The sequence below is a fragment of the Cobetia sp. Ld8 genome, assembly GCF_045066615.1.
Classification (GTDB): Bacteria; Pseudomonadota; Gammaproteobacteria; order Pseudomonadales; family Halomonadaceae; genus Cobetia; species Cobetia amphilecti.
In genome coordinates this window covers 248,902-267,772 of the sequence record NZ_JBISHF010000006.1, presented here as the reverse complement: position 1 = coordinate 267,772, position 18,871 = coordinate 248,902, and the positions used below count along the sequence as shown (strand labels likewise).

The window sequence follows — 18,871 nt, the reverse complement described above, 5'->3', positions numbered from 1 at the left end:
CACTGTCGCCCTTCGCTTGAGCCCTTGCAAGGCCTGCGCCATTGCGCCCGCGAGCAGGCCATGCCCGCAAGGCAAGGGCGCATGGCAAGGCGACAACTCCAGGCCCTTTGCACAGAGCCACGAACAGAGCCTACGAACAGGCCGGGACAGTGCAGCAATCCCGACCCGCCACCCAGCGTCCCTGAAGAGGAGAACAGCATGCGAATACTGGTACATCATGAACGCGCCGAACGTTGGTGCGATGCTCTGCGTCAGCGCTTGTGCGATGCCGCCGGCGCCAAGGGGTCGCGGCAAGGCGAGTCGTCGGAACCGTCATCAGAACGAGAGCCGCTGGAAATCGTTGCCGATGACGGCGAGATGCTGGGCGATGTACTGGTGGTGTGGGCGCCGCCTGCGGCGCTGTTCGAGCGCCACCGCGATCACGACGTCAAGGCGATCCTCAATCTGGGCGCGGGCGTCGACAGCCTGCTCGACAACCCGGCACTGCCTGACGATGTGCCGGTGCTCAAGCTGAGCGATGCCGGCATGGCCAGTCACATGCTGGATTACGTGCACTACGGCCTGCTGCATTTTCGGCGTGACTTCGACCGCTACGCCAGACAGCAGGCGAACACCCAGTGGGCCCCGCACCGCGTGGTGCGCGCCCATCAGTACCCGGTGGCGGTGCTCGGGCTCGGCGCCATCGGCAGCCAGATCGCTGAATCACTGGCGGCAGACGGCTATCCGGTACATGGCTTCAGCCGCAGCGCCCACACGTTGCAGGGCGTGACCTGCCACCATGAGACCGGCGCAGGCGGCCGCTCGCTCAAGCAAGTGCTGGGTGACGAGTCGCTCGGCCTCAAGGCGGTGATCAACCTGCTGCCCAATACGCCGGCCACGAGAGACGTGCTGAACGCCGACGTCTTCCAGGCCCTGCCCGACGACGCCGTGCTGATCAATCCGGGGCGCGGCAGCAGCGTGGTCGAGGAGGACCTGGTCGCGGCGCTCGAGGAAGGCAAGCTCAGAGGCGCCCTGCTCGATGTCTTCCAGCACGAGCCACTGGCCGAGGACAGCCCACTGTGGCACCAGCCGCGCGTGATCATCACGCCGCATGCCGCCGCGCCGACCCCGGTGGCCGAGGCAGCCGACCAGCTGGCCGACAACATCCGCCGCATTCAGCGAGGTGAGGTGCTGACCGGCATCAGCCGCGAGCACGGTTATTGAGCGCGCTGGTGCGCGGTGCTCAACCGGCGATCAGACGTCACTGCCTGACAGCCATCACAGCGGCAGCGCGGTGGTCGTCTTGATGCGCTCCATCGCGAAGCGGGCCGACACGTCACTCAGCTCGTCGATGGTGTTGACCAGCCGCTTGTAGACGCGGTCGTAGGCGTTCATGTCCTCGACCTGCACCTTGAGGAGATAGTCGTAGTCACCGGCCATGCGATAGAACTCGGTGACTTCCTCGATCTCCTCGACGATGGCCACGAAACGCTCGAACCAGGCCCGCGAGTGATCGCGGGTCTTGAGCTGCACGAAGGCCGTCAGCCCCATGCCGATCAGCTCGGCATTCAGCAACGCCACCCGTGCGGTGATCACGCCACACTCTTCCAGGCGCTTGAGGCGCTTCCAGCAGGGAGACGTGGTCAGATGCACGGCTTCCGCCAGCGCCGCCAGCGACAGGCTGGCATCGCGCTGCAGCAGCCGCAGCAGGGCGCGGTCCGTGGCATCGAGCACTATTTTCTCCATTACCCTCACCTCGCAATGAATTCTTGCCATGAAACATGGCTCACACCATGACAACTGGCAAGTTTTGCTTGGCGGCTGGTCGTACCATGAAAGCTCCTTCCTGCGACCGGAAATGCCGCCATGCCGACCACTGCCTCGCCCTCGACTGCGCCTTTCATTGCGGCCGCCGACGCCTGCACGCCCGCGACTCAGCACGCCCCGCACGCGACTCAGCGCGAGTCATGGCGCCAACGCAGCCTCATGAAGCTTGCGGCCTTGAAGGCCGCCACCCCGGTGACCCCGCTGCTGGAACTCAGCCTGCGCGGACTGGGCGAGGCGCGCATCCTGATCAAGGACGAGCGGGCGCATGCCAGCGGCTCGCTCAAGCATCGCCTGGCGATGTCGCTGTTCGAGCAGGCTCTGCTAAAGGATTGGCTGACGCCCGGCGGCCCGGTGATCGAAGCCTCCTCGGGCTCCACCGCGGTCTCTGAAGCGTGGCTGGCGCGCAGGCTGGGGCTGGAATTCATTGCCGTGGTGCCCAGGGGCACCGCCTTTTACAAGCAGCAAGCGATTCGTGGCGAGGGCGGGCGCGTGGTGGAAATCGAAGACTCCGCTCGGCTCTGTCAGCATGCGCAGGCGCTTGCCGACGACAGCGGCGGTCACTTCATCAACCAATTCCGCCATGCCGCCACGGCCGGCGACTGGCGCAGCGACGGGACCGGCGACGGGACCGGCGACTGGGCAAGCGACGGGGCAAGCGATACGAGCCTGCCCGGGGAGTGCCTGGCACAGATCGCCGCGCGTGAGCTGCCTGAGCTGCAGGCGGTATTTCTCGGCGCCGGCACCGGCGGCAGCGCCGCCAGCTTCGCGCGTCATCTGCGCCACAAGCGCCATCTGCATCAGGGGAGCCATCTGCATCACGGGAGCCATCGTGCCCACGTGATCGGCGTGGACCCCGAGCACTCCGTCTATCACGCCTGCTGGCAGCACCATCGTGTCCACGGCACCCGTACGACCACCCTGCCCGCCCCGCAGGCGTCCAACCCCATCGAAGGCATCGGGCGCCCCTGCGTGCTGGAGGCATTCGACCCCGCGCATTTCGATGATTACCGGCGCATCGCGGATGCGCGCAGTCAGGCGGCCGCGCTGTGGCTGGCCGAGCATGCCGGGCTTGAGGTCGGCCCCTCCACCGGCACCGCCTTCGCGGGGCTGCTCGAGAGTCTGGCGCTAAGACGCGCACGCGGTGAGTCGCTGGCTGGCAGCTGGTTGCTGCTGGCCTGTGATCACGCCGAGCGTTATGCCACCACGCTGGGCGATCCCGCATGGCGAGCCGCACAGCAATCGCGACTCGCCCCGCAGCGGGCCTGGATCGAGGCGTTTGCCGACTGAAACGACGACGCCTGAAACGACGACACCCCGCCGAGTGGCAGGGTGTCGTAAGGCAGATCCGATGCGATGGCGTGGCTAGCGGGGGTGCATCACACCAGCAGCGCCTGGAACTGACGCAGCCATTCCGGATGCGCCGGCCAGGCCGGTGCGGTCACCAGCTTGCCGGAGGTCACGGCGTCGGTCACTTCCAGCGACACGAACTCACCGCCCGCCAGCTTCACCTCAGGCGCACAGGCCGGATAGGCGCTGACGCGATGGCCTTCCAGCGACATGGCGGCCGCCAGCAGCTGCGGGCCATGACAGACGGCGGCGATGGGCTTGTCGGCCTCGACGAAGTGACGCACCATCGCCAGCACACGCTCGTCCAGTCGCAGGTACTCGGGGGCGCGGCCGCCGGGAATCAGCAGCGCGTCGTAACTCTCGACGGCGATCTCGGCGAAGCTGGCGTTGAGCGCGAAGTTGTGGCCCGGCTTCTCGGTGTAGGTCTGATCACCCTCGAAGTCATGGATGGCGGTCTTGACGATATCGCCTTCCGTCTTGTCCGGGCAGACGACATCCACGTGATGCCCCATCGCCTGCAGCGCCTGAAACGGCACCATCAGCTCATAATCTTCTACAAAATCCCCGGCAATGATGACAATGCTGGCCATGATGATCTCCTGATTGGACCCAACGTCTAGGTACGCGCCGCGCGCGGCGGAAGGACAAGGCAGTTACAGAGTACCTATCCATTGCACATGAGCAAGCGCTGAAATATCGTCGTGGCCGCCTGACGGGCGTTGGCTTGATTGTGGATCGCCTCAACATCATTACATCATCACGTGCAGTCGCTCTGCCCCGTCGCTGCCTGACCGCTCGACACCCCCATTCACAGGCCACGGCTCCAGTGCCGGTCTCGGGAGTCACCATGACCCTGCCATCTTCCGCCTTGTCTCTCTTCTCTCAAGCCCCCGCGCGTCGCGGCGCTTGCACCGCCACACGCGCCGATCGGCCCTCGGCATGGCAGCGCCTGTGCCGCGCAGGCCTGGGGGCACTCCTGCTGTTGGCGGGCAGTGCCCAGGCAGCCAGCGATGAGGCCGCTGTCAGCCCTGACGCGCCCCTGGCGCCAGTCGCCAGTATCGCGCCGGTGCCCTTCACCGCCCACTACACCCTGGTGCTGGATGGCTGGCCGGACGTGCCCATCACCCAGCGCGTCAGCCAGAGCGGCGAGTTGTACATCGCCAGCATGGAGGCCTCCATCAAGGTCGCCAGCGGCTATGAGCAGGGCCGCTTTACGCTTGCGGAGGGTCGCCTGCTGCCCGAGGGCTATCGCTCCGGCTATCGACTGGCCGGCATCGGCAAGGACTACAACCGAGAAGCGCCGGAGGCAGGCGACACTCGTCTGCCTGACCGTCAGAGCCTGCTGGTGTTGCTGAGCCAGCAGGTCGACAGCCAATGGAGCGAGCAGGCCTGTCTGGCCGCGACGCCCTGCTCACTGGATTATCTCGACCACAAGGGCCGCCAGCGCACCCTGATGTACGAGATCCAGGGCCAGGAAACACGCCAGGCGGCACAGCGCACCTTCCGCACCCTGCGTATCGAGGCGTGGCGCAAGCATCGCGAGCACAAGCACTACCGTATCTGGCTGGCGCCGCGCTGGCCGGGCCTGATGGTCGGCCTCGATTACCTCGACTACGAAGACGTCATGGACAAGGACGGCAACCGCAACGGCGAGGTGCCGCCGCGCTCGGCCCACCTGACCCTGAACCAGCTGAGCAGCGCCCGCCAGTGAGGAAAGCTCCCGCCTCTAGCGCGGCTGATCATAAGCCCCGCTGATACGCCATCAGCAAGTCTCTCGCGCAATGATGATGGCGGGGTTATCCAGACTCCACGCCAACCGATATAGTAAGGCCCTTCGGCGGTATTCACCGCCAATCAATCACTTGCGCCGCCCCTGCTGTCCGGGTGGCAACGCCAAGGAAGGGTCATGCTGTCGGGTCTCATCTTCATTCTGCTGCCGCTGATACTCGGCTATCTGGTACGTCTCACCGATCCTGGTCGCCTGGCGGTGGTCAATCGGCTGGTCAATGCCTCCATCTATCTCATCCTGTTCCTGATGGGCATGGGGCTGGCGGCGCTGGAGCAGTTGAGTGTCGGCATGGCCGCCATGAGCGGTCAGGCGTTGACGCTGTTCGCCATCATCACGCCGCTGAATCTGCTGGCGCTATGGTGGCTGTCGCGCCGCAGCCCGCTGCGCGCCAATCCCGCCCAGGCGGTGGATGGCGCGCCGATGACCCGCTGGCAGGCGCTGTCCGGCTCACTGACCCTTGCCGCCGTGGTCGCGCTCGGCGTCGGCGCGGGCGTGCTGCTCAAGACCTTCGGCACCCAGCTTGATACCGACACCCTCGCCGAATGGGCGCTCTATGTGCTGCTGGCGCTGATCGGCTGCCAGCTCAGAAGCTCCGGCATGAGCCTGCGCCAGATCCTGCTCAATCGGCATGGCCTGATCATCGCGCTGACGGTGATGGCCAGTTCACTGCTCGGTGGCCTGCTGGCGGCCCCCCTGCTGGCGCTGGAGTGGAATCAGGGCATGGCGATCTCGGCCGGCTTCGGCTGGTATTCCCTGTCGGGGATCCTGGTCGGTGATCAGCTCGGGCCGATTCTCGGCGGCGCCGCCTTCTTCAATGACCTGGCGCGCGAGCTGCTGGCCTTCGTGCTGATCCCCCTGACCATCCAGCGCTACACGCCGCTGGCCATCGGCATCGGCGGGGCCACCTCGATGGACTTCACGCTACCGGTGATCCAGCAGACCGGCGGCGTGGCCTGCGTCCCGGTCGCCGTAGTCTCGGGCTTCCTGCTGTCGCTGGCAGCGCCGCCGATGATCCTGTTCCTGCTCTCGCTGAGTCACGTCTGATCCGCCGGGCAAGGCTTGCTCCCGGGCTGCCTTAACAGGGACACTCTTGTCCTCCTTCGCAGCCGCTTGAATGTCCATGCCCTCTCAGCCACACAAAGCTTCCCGCCTCAAGCGCGTCACCCTGGCCGATATCGCCGCCCGACTGGGCGTCACCAAGGTCACGGTGTCGCGCGCGCTCAATCAGCCCGAGAAGGTGTCCGCCGCGATGCGCGAGCGGGTAACCGAATGCGCCCGCGAGCTGGGTTACATGCCCAATCGTCAGGCCGGCAGCCTCGCCAGCGGTCACTCGCGACTGATCGCGCTGCTGATTCCGTCGCTCTCCAACGCCGTGTTCTCGGAGCTGCATCGTGGCCTGGAAGCCCCGCTGGCCGCCGCGGGCTATCAGCTGCTGATCGGCCATACCGGCTATTCAATGCAGGAAGAGGAGCGCCTGATCGAGACCTGGCTCTCCTTCGGCATCGACGGGCTGGTGCTGTGCGGCAGTCGCCATAGCCCTCGTACCCGCGAGATGATCGCGCGCTCGGGCTGTGCGGTGGTGGAGTGCATGGAGAAGCGCGAGACGCCGCTCGACATGGCGGTGGGACTGGACCAGCACGCCGCTGGCCGCGCGATGACCGAGACCATGATCGGGCTGGGGCATCGCCATATCGGCTTTCTCGGCGCGCGCATGGACCGCCGCGTCGAACAGCGCCTGGGTGGCTGGCGTGCGGCGATGGAGGCCGCCGGCCTGTCGCAGCAGGCGCTGTTGACCACCGATGCCCCCTCCAGCGTGCGCATGGGCGGCGAGCTGCTCGACGAGATGCTGACCCGCTGGCCCGAGACCCAGGCCGTGTTCTGCTGCAATGACGACCTGGCGGCCGGCGGGCTGTTCGAGTGCCAGCGCCGCGGCCTGTCGGTGCCCGACCAGCTGGCACTGGCCGGCTTCAACGGCCTGGAGATGACCCGTGGCACCTGGCCGCCGCTGGCCAGCGTGGTCACGCCACGCCGCGAGATCGGCGAGCGCGCCGCCGCCCTGCTGCTGGCGCGCTTGAGCGGTGATCTCGACGCCACGCCCCACGGCCTGTGGGAAGATCTGGGCTTCAGCCTGCAGACTGGCGGTAGCCTGTCCTCGTAATAAGTGGCGGCAGCCTGGCGCCGTGAGACGTCAGCCGAGCGACTAGCGCTCCGGCGCGTCGACGATCTGCTGACAGACACTCTCGACCAGCGCCTGCGGTGTGGCGCTGATGTCGAGGGTGTGGATGCGCCCTTCATCGGCGCCGGGCACCTCGAGTGTCGCCAGCTGATTGTCGAGCATGTCAGCGCCCTTGAAGAAATGATCGGTCCGCGCCTCGAGGCGTTCCAGCAGCAGCTCGCGCGTGCCTTCGAGGAACACGAAGCCCAGCGCGGGGTCCCCGCCACGCAGTTGATCCCGATAACGGCGCTTCAAGGACGAGCAGGCCAGTACCAGACTGCGCCCGTCGCGACGCGCCGCCTCGATCAGCTCGGCCAGACGGGCCAGCCAGCCGTGGCGATCGTCGTCATCCAGCGGGATGCCGCGCGCCATCTTGGCCACGTTGGCCTCCCCGTGATAATCGTCGCCATCGATGAACTGCGCGCCCAGGCACGCCGCCAGCTGCTGCCCGACGTGTGACTTGCCACAGCCCGACACCCCCATGACCACCAGACGCACGCCACCCTGAGCGGCCAGAGCCTCTGACCTGGTCGGCATCGACGCGACCGCTGATGCTCCTTCTGCCTGCTGCTGCATGAAAACCCTCTCCCCCTGAATGAAAACGATGGCCCACCAGCGTACCCGATGTTGCCGATCAATCCCTTGTCCGGCGCCTCGGGACGGCTGTCGCGCACTGAGCGACTGCCAATTGACGGACAGTCAGCTGCCAGACGCGACAGACTTTTGTCCCTCATGCACCTTTCGGATCATTGCGTAAGCGTTAATGTTACCGGTAACTTTCATCCTGCACGACCCACGACGCCTCACACAATACGCCTTTGGGCAATGGCCGATGATCACGCCATTGCCAGCCGCAAGAGTTCGCCATCATGTCCCCAGATAGCACCCTCGTCCTTGCCGCCCTCGGCGGCATTCTGCTGCTGCTTTACCTCGTCATGCGCCTGCGCCTGCATGCCTTCGTTGCCCTGCTGGTGGTGAGCCTAGGGGTCGGACTGGCCACCGGCATGCAGCCCGACGCCATCATCGACTCCGTCACCAACGGCATGGGCAACACCCTGGGCTTCGTTGCCACCGTGGTAGGTCTCGGCGCGATGTTCGGCAAGATGCTGGAAGTGTCCGGCGGTGTCGATCGCATGGCCAACACCCTGCTGGGGCGCTTCGGCACCTCACGCTCGCAATGGGCGCTGGCGCTGACCGGCTTTCTGGTCGCGATTCCGGTGTTCCTGGATGTCGCCTTCATCATCCTGGTGCCGCTGGTCTATGCGCTGGCGCGCCGCAGCGGCCGCTCGCTGCTCTATTACGGCATCCCGCTGCTCGCCGGTCTTGCCGTGACGCACTCCTTCATTCCGCCGACCCCGGGGCCGATCGCGGTCGCCAAGCTGATCGGTGCCGATCTCGGCTACGTCATCCTGTTCGGCGCGCTGTGCGGCCTGCCGGCGATGATCGTCGCGGGGCCGATCTTCGGTCGCTTCATCGCGGCGCGCATCGACGCCAGGATCCCGGATTACATGGAAAATACCGGCAGCGTGATGAGCGATGAAGAGGTCAATCAGCGCGCCCCGGGCTTCGGTCTGATCCTGTCCATCGTGCTGCTGCCGCTGGCGCTGATCGTGCTCAACACCGTCTCGGGCTTCCTGTTCGGTGACGACAGTCCGCTGGTCGGCTGGCTGGGCTTCCTCGGTCACCCGTTCGTGGCACTGAGTCTGGCCACCCTGATGGCCTTCACCCTGCTGGGCACACGCCGTGGCATGACGCGCGAACAGGTGATGGAAGTCGCCACCAAGGCACTCGAACCCGCCGGCATCATCATCCTGGTCACCGGCGCGGGCGGCGTCTTCAAGCAGATGCTGATCGATTCCGGGGTCGGTGACGTGCTCGGCAACCTGATGGCCGACAGCAACCTGCCGCCGATCCTGCTTGCCTTCCTGATCGCCACCGCCGTGCGAGTCATCCAGGGCTCGGCCACCGTGGCGATGATCACCGCCGCCGGCCTGATGGCCCCGGTGATCGATACGCTGGCGCTGTCCGGCCCGGTGCTGGGGCTGGTGGTGATCGCCATCGCCAGTGGCGCCACCGTGCTCAGTCACGTCAATGACTCCGGCTTCTGGCTGGTCAGCCGCTACTTCGGCCTCACCGAGAAGGAAACACTCAAGAGCTGGACAGTGATGGAGACCCTGATCGGCGTGATCGGCGTCTGCATGGCACTGCTGATCGGCCTGTTCATCTAGTTTATCCCGTTCATCCAGTTCAACTATTTCAACTATTTCAACTACTGAAATCTGGCCTGCCCGCGCGGTTCAGCCAGGCTGACAGGAGGGTTCATTCGTCAGCAGGCGCCGCCCGCCAGGCGCACTCGTGAAAAGCTGCCACTTCGTGTGGCAGCTTTTTTTGTGGGGCGCCAATCACGCAATGGCAGATTGCGTCTGTTGCACGCTATTTCCCATTTTGGCATTGCGCCTGAATGGCATCATGCGATCATCCACCCATTCGTCTGCCTTTCATGGCCATGATCCACCGCCCGCTCTGACCGACGCCAAAGCGACTGGCCAGAAGACGGCTGCGCATCAGGCCAGTCACTTTTCGTTCGGAGTCCGCATGGACCATAGCCCTGAGACGCCAGCGTCGTCTTCCGCGTCGCCCGCCCCTGCCGGCCGCCCCGCACCCTCCTCGCGGCGCCTGATCTGGATGCGCCTGCTGGCGCTGATCATTCTCGCGCTGGCGATCGCGCTGGCCGCCTGGTGGATGAATCATCGCCCCGGGGCGCCGAAGCGTGCCCCCAGCGAGGCGCCTGCTCCCACGGTCGAGGTGGTGACGGTCAGCCATGCCGCCAACGCCCCGACGCTTGAGGGCTTCGGCCGTGTGATCGCCGATCGTCAGACCACGGTCTCCACGCGCGTCAGCGGTCAGCTGGCGCCCTTCCCCGAAGGCATCGAGGCCGGCCGCGAAGTCCGCGAGAACCAGCTGCTGGCCAGCCTCGACCAACTGGATTATCAGCTGGCACTGCGTCAGGCCGAGGCGGATCTCGCCACGGCAGAAGCCAGCCTCGCCTCTGAAAAGGGCGAGCAGATCCGCGCCGCCTCTGAATACAAGACCTTCGGTCGCAATCTGCCGGCGGCTCAGAAAGCGCTGGTCCTGCGCGAACCTCAGCTCAAGTCGGCCCAGGCCGCCGTGGAAAGCGCCCGCGCCAGCCGCGATCAGGCCAAGCTCAATCTGGCCCGCACCGAGATTCGCGCCCCCTACGACGGTCTGATCAGCGAGCGGCTGGTCGGCGAAGGCAGCGACCTCAACGCCTTCACCGACCTGTTGACGCTGGTGGCCACCGACCGCTTCTGGGTGCGCCTCAATCTGCCGCAGGCCGACATGGAATGGCTCTCAACCCACGCCCGTGATGGCCAGGGCACGCCGGTACTGCTCTCGAGCAAGGCCTGGCCGGATGGCCAGCATCGCCGTGGCGAAGTGTGGAGCGTGCTGCCGTCGCTGGAAGACAACGGCCTGCTGACCCAGGTGATGGTGGCGGTGGAAGACCCGCTGGCGCTCAATGTCTCCGAGGAGGCGCGCGCCAGCACCCCGGCGCTGCGCATCGGCGATGTGGTCGAGGCGACCCTGACACCCCAGCGCACCGCCTCGCTGATCGAACTGCCGATCAGTGCGCTGCGCAGCGGCCAGCAGGTCTGGGTGCTGACGGAGGACGGGCATCTCGAGAAGCGCTCGGTAGGCGTGCGCCATCTGGGCAATGACACCCTGCTGGTCGCCGACGGTCTGGTGGACGGCGAGCGCGTCATCACCAGCTCCCTGAGCAGCGTCGAAGCCGGCATGGCACTGCGCGCGCGCGGCGATGCGGCGACGCCGACCGCCAAGACAACTGATGCCGAGGCGGCTGACGACAAGACGACGGCTGGCGACACGAGCACCGCGACAGTTGAGAAGGACACGGCGGTTGTCGACAAGAGCACCGCCGCTGGCGACAAAAACACCGCAGCGGGCGACAAGAGCGCCACGACCACCGGAAGTGACTCATGACGGCACAGTCGCGCCTCAAGGGCCCCATCCGCTGGATGCACGATCACGGTGTCGCTGCCAATCTGCTGATGCTGTGTCTGATTCTCGGCGGCCTGCTGATGTCCAGTCAGATCAAGAAGGAGGTCTTCCCCTCCTTCGAGCTCGAGATCATCAACGTCAGCGTCAGCTATTCCGGCGCCACGCCGGATGAGGTCTCCGAAAGCCTGTTGCAGGCGATGGAGTCCGCGGTACAGGACGTGGAGGGCATCGAGGAGATCACCGCCACCGCCGAGGAAGGCCTCGGCTCGCTGTCCATCGAGCTGCAGGACGGCGTCGAGACCATGCGCGCCTATCAGGACATCCAGCAGGCCATCGACAGCATCACCACCCTGCCCGATGAATCCGACCCGCCCGTCTACTCGCTGGCGGGCCGCTCGCGCAGCGTGATGGAGCTCAAGCTGCATGGCCAGACCGATGACCAGACCCTGCGCAATGTCGCCGAGCGTCTGCGCCTGAGCCTGCTGGACAGCGACGACATCACCAAGGTGGAGCTGACCGGCATCCGTGACCGCGAGGTGCATGTCGCGCTGGAGGAAGGCGCGCTACGTCGCTACGGCCTGTCGCATCAGGATATCGCCGGTCTGATCGGCAATCAGGCGCTCAACCTGGCCGGGGGCAGCCTCGATACCCAGCAGGGCGAATACCTGGTGCGCTATGAGGCGCGTCGCGACGGCGCCGCCGAGTTCGCGCAGCTGCCGGTGATCTCCAGCCAGGAAGGCAATGTCGTGCGCCTGGGCGATATCGCCACCGTCACCGACGGCTTCGCTGACAGCGACAAGGAAGTGCTCTACGACGGCGAACCGGCGATCGGTCTCGACATCTATCAGGTCGGCTCCCAGACGCCCAACGAGCTGTCCGCCGCGACCATGGCGATGCTGCCGCAATTGACCGCCAGCCTGCCGCGCGGACTGACACTGAGCGTCGAGGACGATGACTCGCTGGTCTATCAGGACCGCCTGGAACTGCTGCTCAAGAATGCCTGGATGGGGCTGGTACTGGTGCTGGTGCTGCTGGGGCTGTTCCTCGAGGCGCGTCTCGCCTTCTGGGTCACGCTGGGCATCCCCACCGCCTTCCTCGGCGCGATGCTGTTCTTGCCGCTGGTCGGCGTGTCCATCAACATGATCTCGATGTTCGCCTTCATCATCGCGCTGGGCATCGTGGTCGATGACGCCATCATCGTCGGCGAGAACATCCACTCGCACCGCGAGCGCGGCGCCAGCATGCGCGAAGCCGCCATTCTCGGCGCGCGCGAGATCGCGGTGCCGCTGGCGTTCTCGATCCTGTCCAACATCGTGGCCTTCATTCCGCTGCTGTTCCTGCCCGGCTTCCTCGGGCTGGTATTCGGCATCATCCCGCTGGTGGTGATCAGCATCTTCGCGCTGAGCTGGATCGAGGCGATCTTCATCCTGCCCGCGCACCTGGGCCATACCAGCGAGAAGCCGATCCGCTGGCTGGCACCGCTGGACCGCGTGCGCCATGGCGTCCAGCACGGGCTCGAGCGCTTTACGCGTCGCCGCTTCCAGCCCTTCCTCGAAGGGTGCCTGAACTATCGTGGCCTGACCGCCATCTGCGGCCTGGCACTGCTGGTGCTGGCGATGGCCTGGATGGCCAGTGGCCGCCTCGGCTTCTCGCTGATGCCGCGTGTCGAGTCCAACCGTGCCGGCGTCACCGCCAACCTGCCGGTGGGCAGCCCGATCAGCCAGGACCGCGAAGTGCGCACCCTGCTGCTGGACGCGCTGGAGCGGGTCCGCGAGCGCGACGACGCCCCCGCGATCTACTCCACCAGCGCCGAGATCGAAGGCAACTCGCTGAGCATCATCGCCAATCTGGACACCACGGTGGAGGACAACTGGTCACCCTCGCAGCTGATCACGGCCTGGCGCGAGGAAGCCGGTACCATCGCCAATACCGAGTCGCTGCTGTTCGAATCCGATATCGGCGGGCCGGGCCGCGGCGCGGGCCTCACCATCCGCCTCTCCTCGTCTGACAGCGGTGCGCTGATGGCCGCCGCCGAGTCGCTGGCGACGTCGCTTGAGGATTACAGCTCGCTGTCGGACATCGACAGCGGCCTGGATGACGGCAAGCGCGAGCTCTATCTGCAGCTCAATGCCTACGGTCGCTCGCTGGGGCTGGATGGCGCCACCCTGGCCAACCAGCTGCGTGGGCCGCTGTCCGGCGCGACCGCCCTCAAGCAACAGCAGGGCCGCAACGAGGTCGAGGTCAAGGTGCTGCTGCCCGAAGACCAGCGCGCGAGCCTCGCCCAGCTGGAGAACTTCGGCGTGCAGACCGGCAACGGCGTCAGCGTGCCTCTGGGGCTGGTGGCCGACATCGAGCAGGGACGCGCCGCGTCCAGCATCCTGCGCATCGACGGCCGCCGCGTGATCGAGGTCACCGCCAACGTCACCCCGTCCGACGCGGTCAGTCAGGTGATCACCAGTCTGGAAAGCGATGTCTACCCTCAGCTGAAGAGCCAGTATCCGAGCCTGAGCATCGGCTATGGCGGGCGTCAGGAAGAGACCGCCGACAACCTGGGGTCACTGCAGGTGTCGTTGCTGCTGACGCTGGCGGCACTCTATCTGCTGCTGGCGTTGCCGTTCAGAAGCTACCTGCAGCCGCTGCTGGTGATGACGGCGATCCCCTTCGGCCTGATCGGCGCGGTCATCGGCCATCAGCTGATGGGCTATGGCCTGTCGGTGATCAGCCTGATGGGCATGCTGGCGCTGTCGGGCATCGTCATCAACGACGCCCTGGTGCTGATCGACTACGCCAACCGACAGCGTCTGGCCGGCGCCACCGCGCGTGAGGCGATCATCATGGCGGCCACGCGACGTCTGCGTCCCATCCTGTTGACGACGCTGACCACCTTCTTCGGCCTGGCGCCGATGATCTTCGAGACCTCGCGTCAGGCGCGCTTCATGATCCCGATGGCGGTCTCCATCGGCTTCGGCATCCTGTTCGCGACGGTGATCCTGCTGATCCTGGTGCCCTCGCTCTACCTGTTGCTGGAAGACCTGCAGCACAATCTGCGACGCCTGCTGGGGCTGCCGCCCCGCACCCCGCGTCATGAGGAGCAGCCATCATGATGCCCGCCGTCACCGCCTGGCGCTCACGGCTGTCCGTGCGGCTGTTCGTGATCCTGCTGCTGACCAATGTCGTGATCGGCGGCAGCATCTACATGTTCATCTCCCACAGCATGGACAGAGGGTTCGCGGAGTATCTGGAGCAGACCCAGCAGGAGCGCATCGAGCTGATCTCGTCCGACCTGGTCAGCGCCTACGCCGCGGAAGGCAACTGGGACTGGATGAAGAGCCGGCGCAACTGGGGGCGCATCGTGCACTCCCAGGCGCCGCCGGACAGGTTCGAGATGCCGCCGGGCGCCAACATGAATCGCCCCCAGGACTACATGCTGCGCGATACCCGCGGCCAGCGCCTCAATGGGCCGCCGCGCCCCATCCCCGGCATGCGGTTCAAGGACCTCAAGCTGGACGGCGAGAAGATCGGCGAGCTGGGCTACCTGCCGGTGAGTGAATTCCTGCGCCGCGGCAAGGACCAGTATCTGGAGCGTCAATCGCGCAATCTGGCGACCATCATCCTGTCCTCCACCTTCGCCTCGCTGCTGGCGGCGGCCGGCATCGCCTGGTGGCTGGGCCATCGGGTGCGTGACCTCGCCAGTGGCGCCAGCCGTCTGTCGAGTGGCGACTATGCCACCCGCCTGCCGGTGCGCGGGCGAGATGAGCTGTCGCGGCTGGCCGGCGACTTCAATGCGCTGGCGCAGACGCTGGAGACCAACCGCGATTCGCGCCAGCGCTGGGTGAGTGATATCTCCCATGAGCTGCGCACGCCGCTGGCGGTGCTCAAGGGCGAGATCGAGGCCATGCAGGACGGTATCCGCCCGATGAGCCAGGACAGCCTCGGCTCGCTGGAGCAGGAAGTGGATGCCCTCAACCACCTGGTGTCGGATCTGCGCCTGCTGGCCCAGAGTGATGCCGGCACCCTGGAAGCCTGGCGCGAGCCACTGGAGCTGGATGCCCAGCTCAGCGATAGCCTGGACGACCTGCGCGGCTGGTTGGAAGACAGCGGCATCCAGCTTGAGACCGACATCCAGTTGCCACTGCGCGTGCAGGGCGACATGCAGCGCCTGCATCAGCTATGGAGCAACCTGGCCAGCAACACCCGCGCCTACACCGACTCGCCCGGCAAGTTGAGGGTCAGCCTGCTGCGTGAGGCCGCCGCACCCGGGGATGGCGCCGGCCACCCAGGCTGGGCGGTCGTGCGTTGGGAAGACTCGAGCCCCGGCGTGCCAGAGGCCGAGCTTGCCCACCTCACCGAGCGCCTGTATCGGGTCGAGAACTCGCGCAATCGCTCCAGCGGGGGTTCAGGGCTGGGCCTGTCGATCGCCAGCGCGCTGGTCAGTGCGCATGATGGCCAGCTGGTACCGGGCCAGTCATCGCTGGGCGGCCTGCGATGGGACATTCGCCTGCCGCTGTTGTCTACTTGAAACAGACATTTTCATCTGCAAGGACTCTTGACCATGAGCGACGTTCACGCCGACACCCCTGACGCCCGGGCCGAGACCCAGAAACCGCTGATTCTGGTGGTGGAAGACGAGCCCAAGATCGCAAGCCTGCTGTGCGATTATCTGGACGGCAGCGGGTATCGCACTCGGCATGTCGACGACGGCAACGCCGTCATCGCGGCGGTCAATGACGAGACACCCGCCCTGGTATTGCTGGACCTCATGCTGCCGGGCACCGACGGCCTGACCCTGTGCCGCCAGCTGCGGGCCGAGGACAACCTGCTGCCCATCGTGATGCTGACCGCGCGGGTCGAGGAAGTGGACCGCCTGCTGGGGCTGGAGCTGGGCGCCGATGACTACATCTGCAAACCCTTCAGTCCGCGTGAGGTGGTGGCGCGCATCAAGGCCGTGCTGCGTCGCAGCCAGGCGCTTGATCAGACCCTCTCGCAGACCTCCGACAAGGGCCAGCTGGTGCTCAATGAGGAAGGTTGGCAGGCACTGGCCGATGGCAGCGACCTGGGCCTGACGGCGGTAGAATTCCAGCTGCTCAAGGTGATGATGCAGTCACCGGGGCGCATCTTCTCCCGCGACCAGCTGATGGACCACATGTACCGCGACCACCGCATCGTCTCCGAGCGCACGGTGGATTCCCACGTCAAGAAGCTGCGCCGCAAGATCGCCAATGTCTGGCCGGAGCGCGACGTGATTCGCTCCATCTATGGCGTCGGCTACAAGTTCGAGCCTGACGTGCTGGACTGATATCTCGCATTGCTCAGGCGTCGAAACCTTTCAGAAACATGACAACCGCCGTCTGTGACCACAGACGGCGGTTGCGTTTTTGTTGCACCCACGGTGCGAACTTGCTGTCCAACTTCGACGGATACTGTCATCACTGCCTAAGCGAGAGCCATTTACTGCTGCTCAAGCGCGGGTCTACGCCACAAGTGAGGTATTCGTCATGTCCCACAGTCCTGCCAGTCGTGCTCTTTCCCGCACTCGCCTGATCGGTGCCGGCGTACTGAGCGTCATGCTGATGGCATCACCGCTGAGCGTGACCAGTGCCAGCGCCGCCGATGTCTCGCTGAACGTGCTGCTGGATGGCATCAGCCTGAACGCCAGCCAGCGTGCCACCCTCGACAAGCAATATCGCCACTATCGCCAGCAACGTCAGGCCGCAGAGAGCCATCACGACGCCAAGGCGCTTGCCAAGGCGCGCAAGGCCTACCTGGCCGATGTCGATCGCGTCCTGAATCGCCATCAGACCCAGCGCTTCCACCAGCAGTTCGACCGCCACTATCCGGCGAATGCCCAGGCGAACGCCAAGGCGGCGAAGAAGCGCCACCACGGTGGCTGATGGCAACCGCGTCTGAGTGCCCCGGGTTGAAACCTGGCGTCATCACCTTGATCAAGGACTCAGTCCCTACAGGATTCAGACCACAAGATCACGCTGCAGAAAAGACACAGCAAGCCGTTGCATGTTCCGCCCAGGCGCGTTGCACGCAACCCCATGAAACGTTGCACAATGCCGGCACATTCACTGCTGATAATGCTCTTATCGCTTGATTCCGGCCCTTTATCTAGACACTCGGAGTACGCCATGAACCGCATTTCTCGCAAGCTCATCGTTTCCGGTCTGCTGACCGCCCTGGCACTGCCGATGACCGCCGTGGCCTCAAGCAACGACAAGCACCATGACGGCGCCGACCGCAAGGAAGGCCTCGACAAGATTCTCGCCAGCTGGCATCTCAGCGATGAACAGCAGCAACAGCTCGACGCACTCAAGCAACAGCAGATGGAAAGCCGCAAGCAGCTCAAGGAGCAGAAGTTCGACTCCCGCGAAGCGCGCCGCGACGCCATCCAGGCACAACGTGAAGAACACAAGGCCGCCCTGGCAGAGATTCTCGACGAGAATCAGGTCAAGGTGCTCGAAGCCTACTGGGCTGCCGGCAAGCCGATGCACGGCAAGCACATGGGCAAGCATGACGGCAAACGTCACGGCGAAGGCAAGCATGCCGACGAGCGTGGTGGCGAGCGCGGCGGCAAGCACATGGCCGGCGAACGTGGCGGCAAGCACATGGCCGACAACGGCAAGCAACGCATGCAGCTGATGGGCGCCCTGTTCGACAGCTGGGACCTGGATGACGACCAGCGCAGCGCGCTCAAGGACTCCTTCAAGTCCATGCGTGACGACATGGAGTCACTCAAGAAGACCGACTTCGACTCGCGTGAAGCGCGCAAGGCCGCCTTCGAGGAGCTGCGCAAGACCCAGCACGATCGTCTGGCCAAAGTGCTGGATGACGACCAGATCAAGGTGCTGGACCTGATGCACCAGCGTGACAAGCGCGGTCCGAAGATGGCCGACCGTCAGCAGCAGGAAGGCATGAAGGCGCTGCTGGCCAGCTGGAACCTGAGCGATGACCAGATGCAGGCGCTCAAGGAAGTCCGCAAGGAAATGCGTGACGAGATGCATGACAGCATGAAAGAGATGCACGACGACATGCGCGATGCCATGCAGGACGCCGACACCAAGCAGGAGCGTGTCGCCGCCCGCCAGGAAATGCGCAAGGAAATGAAGGAGCAGCGCCTGGAGCTGCGTGAGGAAGGCCGCGAGAAGCTCGCCGATGTACTGTCCGCCGAGCAGCTCGATGCGCTGGAAGCCTTCATGGCCAACGGCATGCGCCATCACGCTGGCAAGCATCATGGCGGCATGAAGGGCGGCGACATGAAGCGCGGCCCGATGCATGACGCCGACCAGTCTGAAGATGTCTGAGTCAGGCCATCACCCGGGCAACTGAAAGCCGGCTGATCGTGGGCCCGGCGAGGTAAGAACCGGGCGGTCGCGCCCCGGACGATCACGCCCCGGACACAGCCATTCAACTGCCCTGCTGATGTCACTTTCGCCGCCCCGGCCACGATTCTGTGGTCGGGGCGGCGTCGTTGTGTCCTTTTACCGACAGCGATTTTTCCGAGCACGACACCGCGCCTGCGAGGCTCTGTCATCGGGCCTCGCGGCGATGTGATCGCGACACGAGGATAAGCGGAAGCGACAGTTGCACTGCCTTTTTCCCCAAAGGGGGTTATATTTTTATTGAACAATCAATTAAAATAATTCTGCAAGGCTTTGAGCATTACACGGCGT

General features: G+C 65.3%; 15 protein-coding genes. 12 read left to right on the top strand and 3 right to left on the bottom strand.

Annotated features, from left to right (window positions below; translation table 11 throughout):
• Positions 1-198 precede the first annotated feature (198 nt).
• Positions 199-1,203 carry a 2-hydroxyacid dehydrogenase gene (locus ACJJV2_RS02910; RefSeq protein WP_405278172.1) on the top strand — a complete coding sequence of 335 codons (1,005 nt, stop codon included), beginning with the start codon at positions 199-201 and terminating at the stop codon, positions 1,201-1,203.
• 54 nt (positions 1,204-1,257) lie between these two features.
• Here the strand turns inward: ACJJV2_RS02910 and ACJJV2_RS02905 are convergent, their stop codons facing one another.
• Positions 1,258-1,725, bottom strand: a complete 468-nt coding sequence (locus ACJJV2_RS02905) for an Lrp/AsnC family transcriptional regulator (RefSeq protein WP_205700861.1) — start codon at positions 1,723-1,725, stop codon at positions 1,258-1,260.
• A 120-nt stretch (positions 1,726-1,845) separates the two neighbouring features.
• Here ACJJV2_RS02905 and ACJJV2_RS02900 point away from each other — a divergent pair, with 120 nt between their 5' ends.
• On the top strand, positions 1,846-3,093 hold the full coding sequence (locus tag ACJJV2_RS02900; protein ID WP_405278170.1) for a PLP-dependent cysteine synthase family protein: 1,248 nt from the start codon (positions 1,846-1,848) through the stop codon (positions 3,091-3,093).
• 89 nt (positions 3,094-3,182) lie between these two features.
• On the opposite strand, the gene ACJJV2_RS02895 is transcribed toward ACJJV2_RS02900, so the two are convergent.
• On the bottom strand, positions 3,183-3,743 hold the full coding sequence (locus tag ACJJV2_RS02895) for a DJ-1/PfpI family protein (protein ID WP_405278168.1): 561 nt from the start codon (positions 3,741-3,743) through the stop codon (positions 3,183-3,185).
• 257 nt (positions 3,744-4,000) lie between these two features.
• On the opposite strand from ACJJV2_RS02895, the gene ACJJV2_RS02890 reads away from it, so the two are divergent.
• The 3 genes from ACJJV2_RS02890 to ACJJV2_RS02880 all read left to right on the top strand — a co-directional run bounded on the left by ACJJV2_RS02890 (position 4,001) and on the right by ACJJV2_RS02880 (position 7,100).
• Entirely contained in the window at positions 4,001-4,864 is an 864-nt protein-coding gene (locus ACJJV2_RS02890; RefSeq protein WP_405278166.1) for a hypothetical protein, read from the top strand.
• Between the two features lie 195 nt (positions 4,865-5,059).
• Entirely contained in the window at positions 5,060-5,986 is a 927-nt protein-coding gene (locus tag ACJJV2_RS02885) for a lysine exporter LysO family protein (protein WP_054555660.1), read from the top strand.
• Between the two features lie 76 nt (positions 5,987-6,062).
• Positions 6,063-7,100: a LacI family DNA-binding transcriptional regulator gene (locus ACJJV2_RS02880; protein WP_405278164.1), complete on the top strand. Its 1,038-nt coding sequence runs from the start codon at positions 6,063-6,065 to the stop codon at positions 7,098-7,100.
• Positions 7,101-7,142: 42 nt separating this feature from the next.
• On the opposite strand, the gene ACJJV2_RS02875 is transcribed toward ACJJV2_RS02880, so the two are convergent.
• Positions 7,143-7,694 carry a gluconokinase gene (locus ACJJV2_RS02875; RefSeq protein ID WP_405278162.1) on the bottom strand — a complete coding sequence of 184 codons (552 nt, stop codon included), beginning with the start codon at positions 7,692-7,694 and terminating at the stop codon, positions 7,143-7,145.
• 332 nt (positions 7,695-8,026) lie between these two features.
• Between ACJJV2_RS02875 and ACJJV2_RS02870 the strand changes: the two genes are divergently transcribed.
• The 7 genes from ACJJV2_RS02870 to ACJJV2_RS02840 all read left to right on the top strand — a co-directional run bounded on the left by ACJJV2_RS02870 (position 8,027) and on the right by ACJJV2_RS02840 (position 18,502).
• Positions 8,027-9,385 carry a gluconate:H+ symporter gene (locus tag ACJJV2_RS02870; RefSeq protein ID WP_043334321.1) on the top strand — a complete coding sequence of 453 codons (1,359 nt, stop codon included), beginning with the start codon at positions 8,027-8,029 and terminating at the stop codon, positions 9,383-9,385.
• A 367-nt stretch (positions 9,386-9,752) separates the two neighbouring features.
• Complete coding sequence (locus tag ACJJV2_RS02865) at positions 9,753-11,177, top strand: efflux RND transporter periplasmic adaptor subunit (protein WP_405278159.1); 1,425 nt, start codon at positions 9,753-9,755, stop codon at positions 11,175-11,177.
• Positions 11,174-14,299, top strand: coding sequence for an efflux RND transporter permease subunit (locus ACJJV2_RS02860; protein WP_225347219.1), 3,126 nt, complete (start codon positions 11,174-11,176; stop codon positions 14,297-14,299). Before ACJJV2_RS02865 ends, ACJJV2_RS02860 begins: the two co-directional genes overlap by 4 nt.
• A complete protein-coding gene (locus tag ACJJV2_RS02855; RefSeq protein WP_405278157.1) occupies positions 14,296-15,714 on the top strand; it encodes an ATP-binding protein in 1,419 nt (472 codons plus the stop codon). The genes ACJJV2_RS02860 and ACJJV2_RS02855 overlap by 4 nt, the downstream gene beginning before the upstream one ends.
• Positions 15,715-15,747: 33 nt before the next feature.
• A complete protein-coding gene (locus tag ACJJV2_RS02850; protein WP_175089247.1) occupies positions 15,748-16,491 on the top strand; it encodes a response regulator in 744 nt (247 codons plus the stop codon).
• A 199-nt stretch (positions 16,492-16,690) separates the two neighbouring features.
• The gene (locus tag ACJJV2_RS02845) at positions 16,691-17,086 is read left to right on the top strand and encodes a hypothetical protein (RefSeq protein WP_153636475.1); all 396 of its coding nucleotides are present in this window, start codon (positions 16,691-16,693) and stop codon (positions 17,084-17,086) included.
• Positions 17,087-17,329: 243 nt separating this feature from the next.
• Positions 17,330-18,502, top strand: coding sequence for a Spy/CpxP family protein refolding chaperone (locus ACJJV2_RS02840; RefSeq protein ID WP_405278154.1), 1,173 nt, complete (start codon positions 17,330-17,332; stop codon positions 18,500-18,502).
• The last annotated feature ends 369 nt before the right edge of the window (positions 18,503-18,871 follow it).

Excerpts from the sequence above, each read along its gene's own strand:
- ACJJV2_RS02850 (WP_175089247.1), top strand. The coding sequence starts at position 15,748 with ATGAGCGACGTTCACGCCGACACCCCTGACGCCCGGGCCGAGACCCAG.
- ACJJV2_RS02870 (WP_043334321.1), top strand. The coding sequence starts at position 8,027 with ATGTCCCCAGATAGCACCCTCGTCCTTGCCGCCCTCGGCGGCATTCTG.
- ACJJV2_RS02860 (WP_225347219.1), top strand. The coding sequence starts at position 11,174 with ATGACGGCACAGTCGCGCCTCAAGGGCCCCATCCGCTGGATGCACGAT.
- ACJJV2_RS02895 (WP_405278168.1), bottom strand. The coding sequence starts at position 3,743 with ATGGCCAGCATTGTCATCATTGCCGGGGATTTTGTAGAAGATTATGAG.
- ACJJV2_RS02855 (WP_405278157.1), top strand. The coding sequence starts at position 14,296 with ATGATGCCCGCCGTCACCGCCTGGCGCTCACGGCTGTCCGTGCGGCTG.
- ACJJV2_RS02900 (WP_405278170.1), top strand. The coding sequence starts at position 1,846 with ATGCCGACCACTGCCTCGCCCTCGACTGCGCCTTTCATTGCGGCCGCC.
- ACJJV2_RS02910 (WP_405278172.1), top strand. The coding sequence starts at position 199 with ATGCGAATACTGGTACATCATGAACGCGCCGAACGTTGGTGCGATGCT.
- ACJJV2_RS02875 (WP_405278162.1), bottom strand. The coding sequence starts at position 7,694 with ATGCCGACCAGGTCAGAGGCTCTGGCCGCTCAGGGTGGCGTGCGTCTG.
- ACJJV2_RS02890 (WP_405278166.1), top strand. The coding sequence starts at position 4,001 with ATGACCCTGCCATCTTCCGCCTTGTCTCTCTTCTCTCAAGCCCCCGCG.
- ACJJV2_RS02905 (WP_205700861.1), bottom strand. The coding sequence starts at position 1,725 with ATGGAGAAAATAGTGCTCGATGCCACGGACCGCGCCCTGCTGCGGCTG.
- ACJJV2_RS02840 (WP_405278154.1), top strand. The coding sequence starts at position 17,330 with ATGAACCGCATTTCTCGCAAGCTCATCGTTTCCGGTCTGCTGACCGCC.
- ACJJV2_RS02865 (WP_405278159.1), top strand. The coding sequence starts at position 9,753 with ATGGACCATAGCCCTGAGACGCCAGCGTCGTCTTCCGCGTCGCCCGCC.
- ACJJV2_RS02880 (WP_405278164.1), top strand. The coding sequence starts at position 6,063 with ATGCCCTCTCAGCCACACAAAGCTTCCCGCCTCAAGCGCGTCACCCTG.
- ACJJV2_RS02845 (WP_153636475.1), top strand. The coding sequence starts at position 16,691 with ATGTCCCACAGTCCTGCCAGTCGTGCTCTTTCCCGCACTCGCCTGATC.
- ACJJV2_RS02885 (WP_054555660.1), top strand. The coding sequence starts at position 5,060 with ATGCTGTCGGGTCTCATCTTCATTCTGCTGCCGCTGATACTCGGCTAT.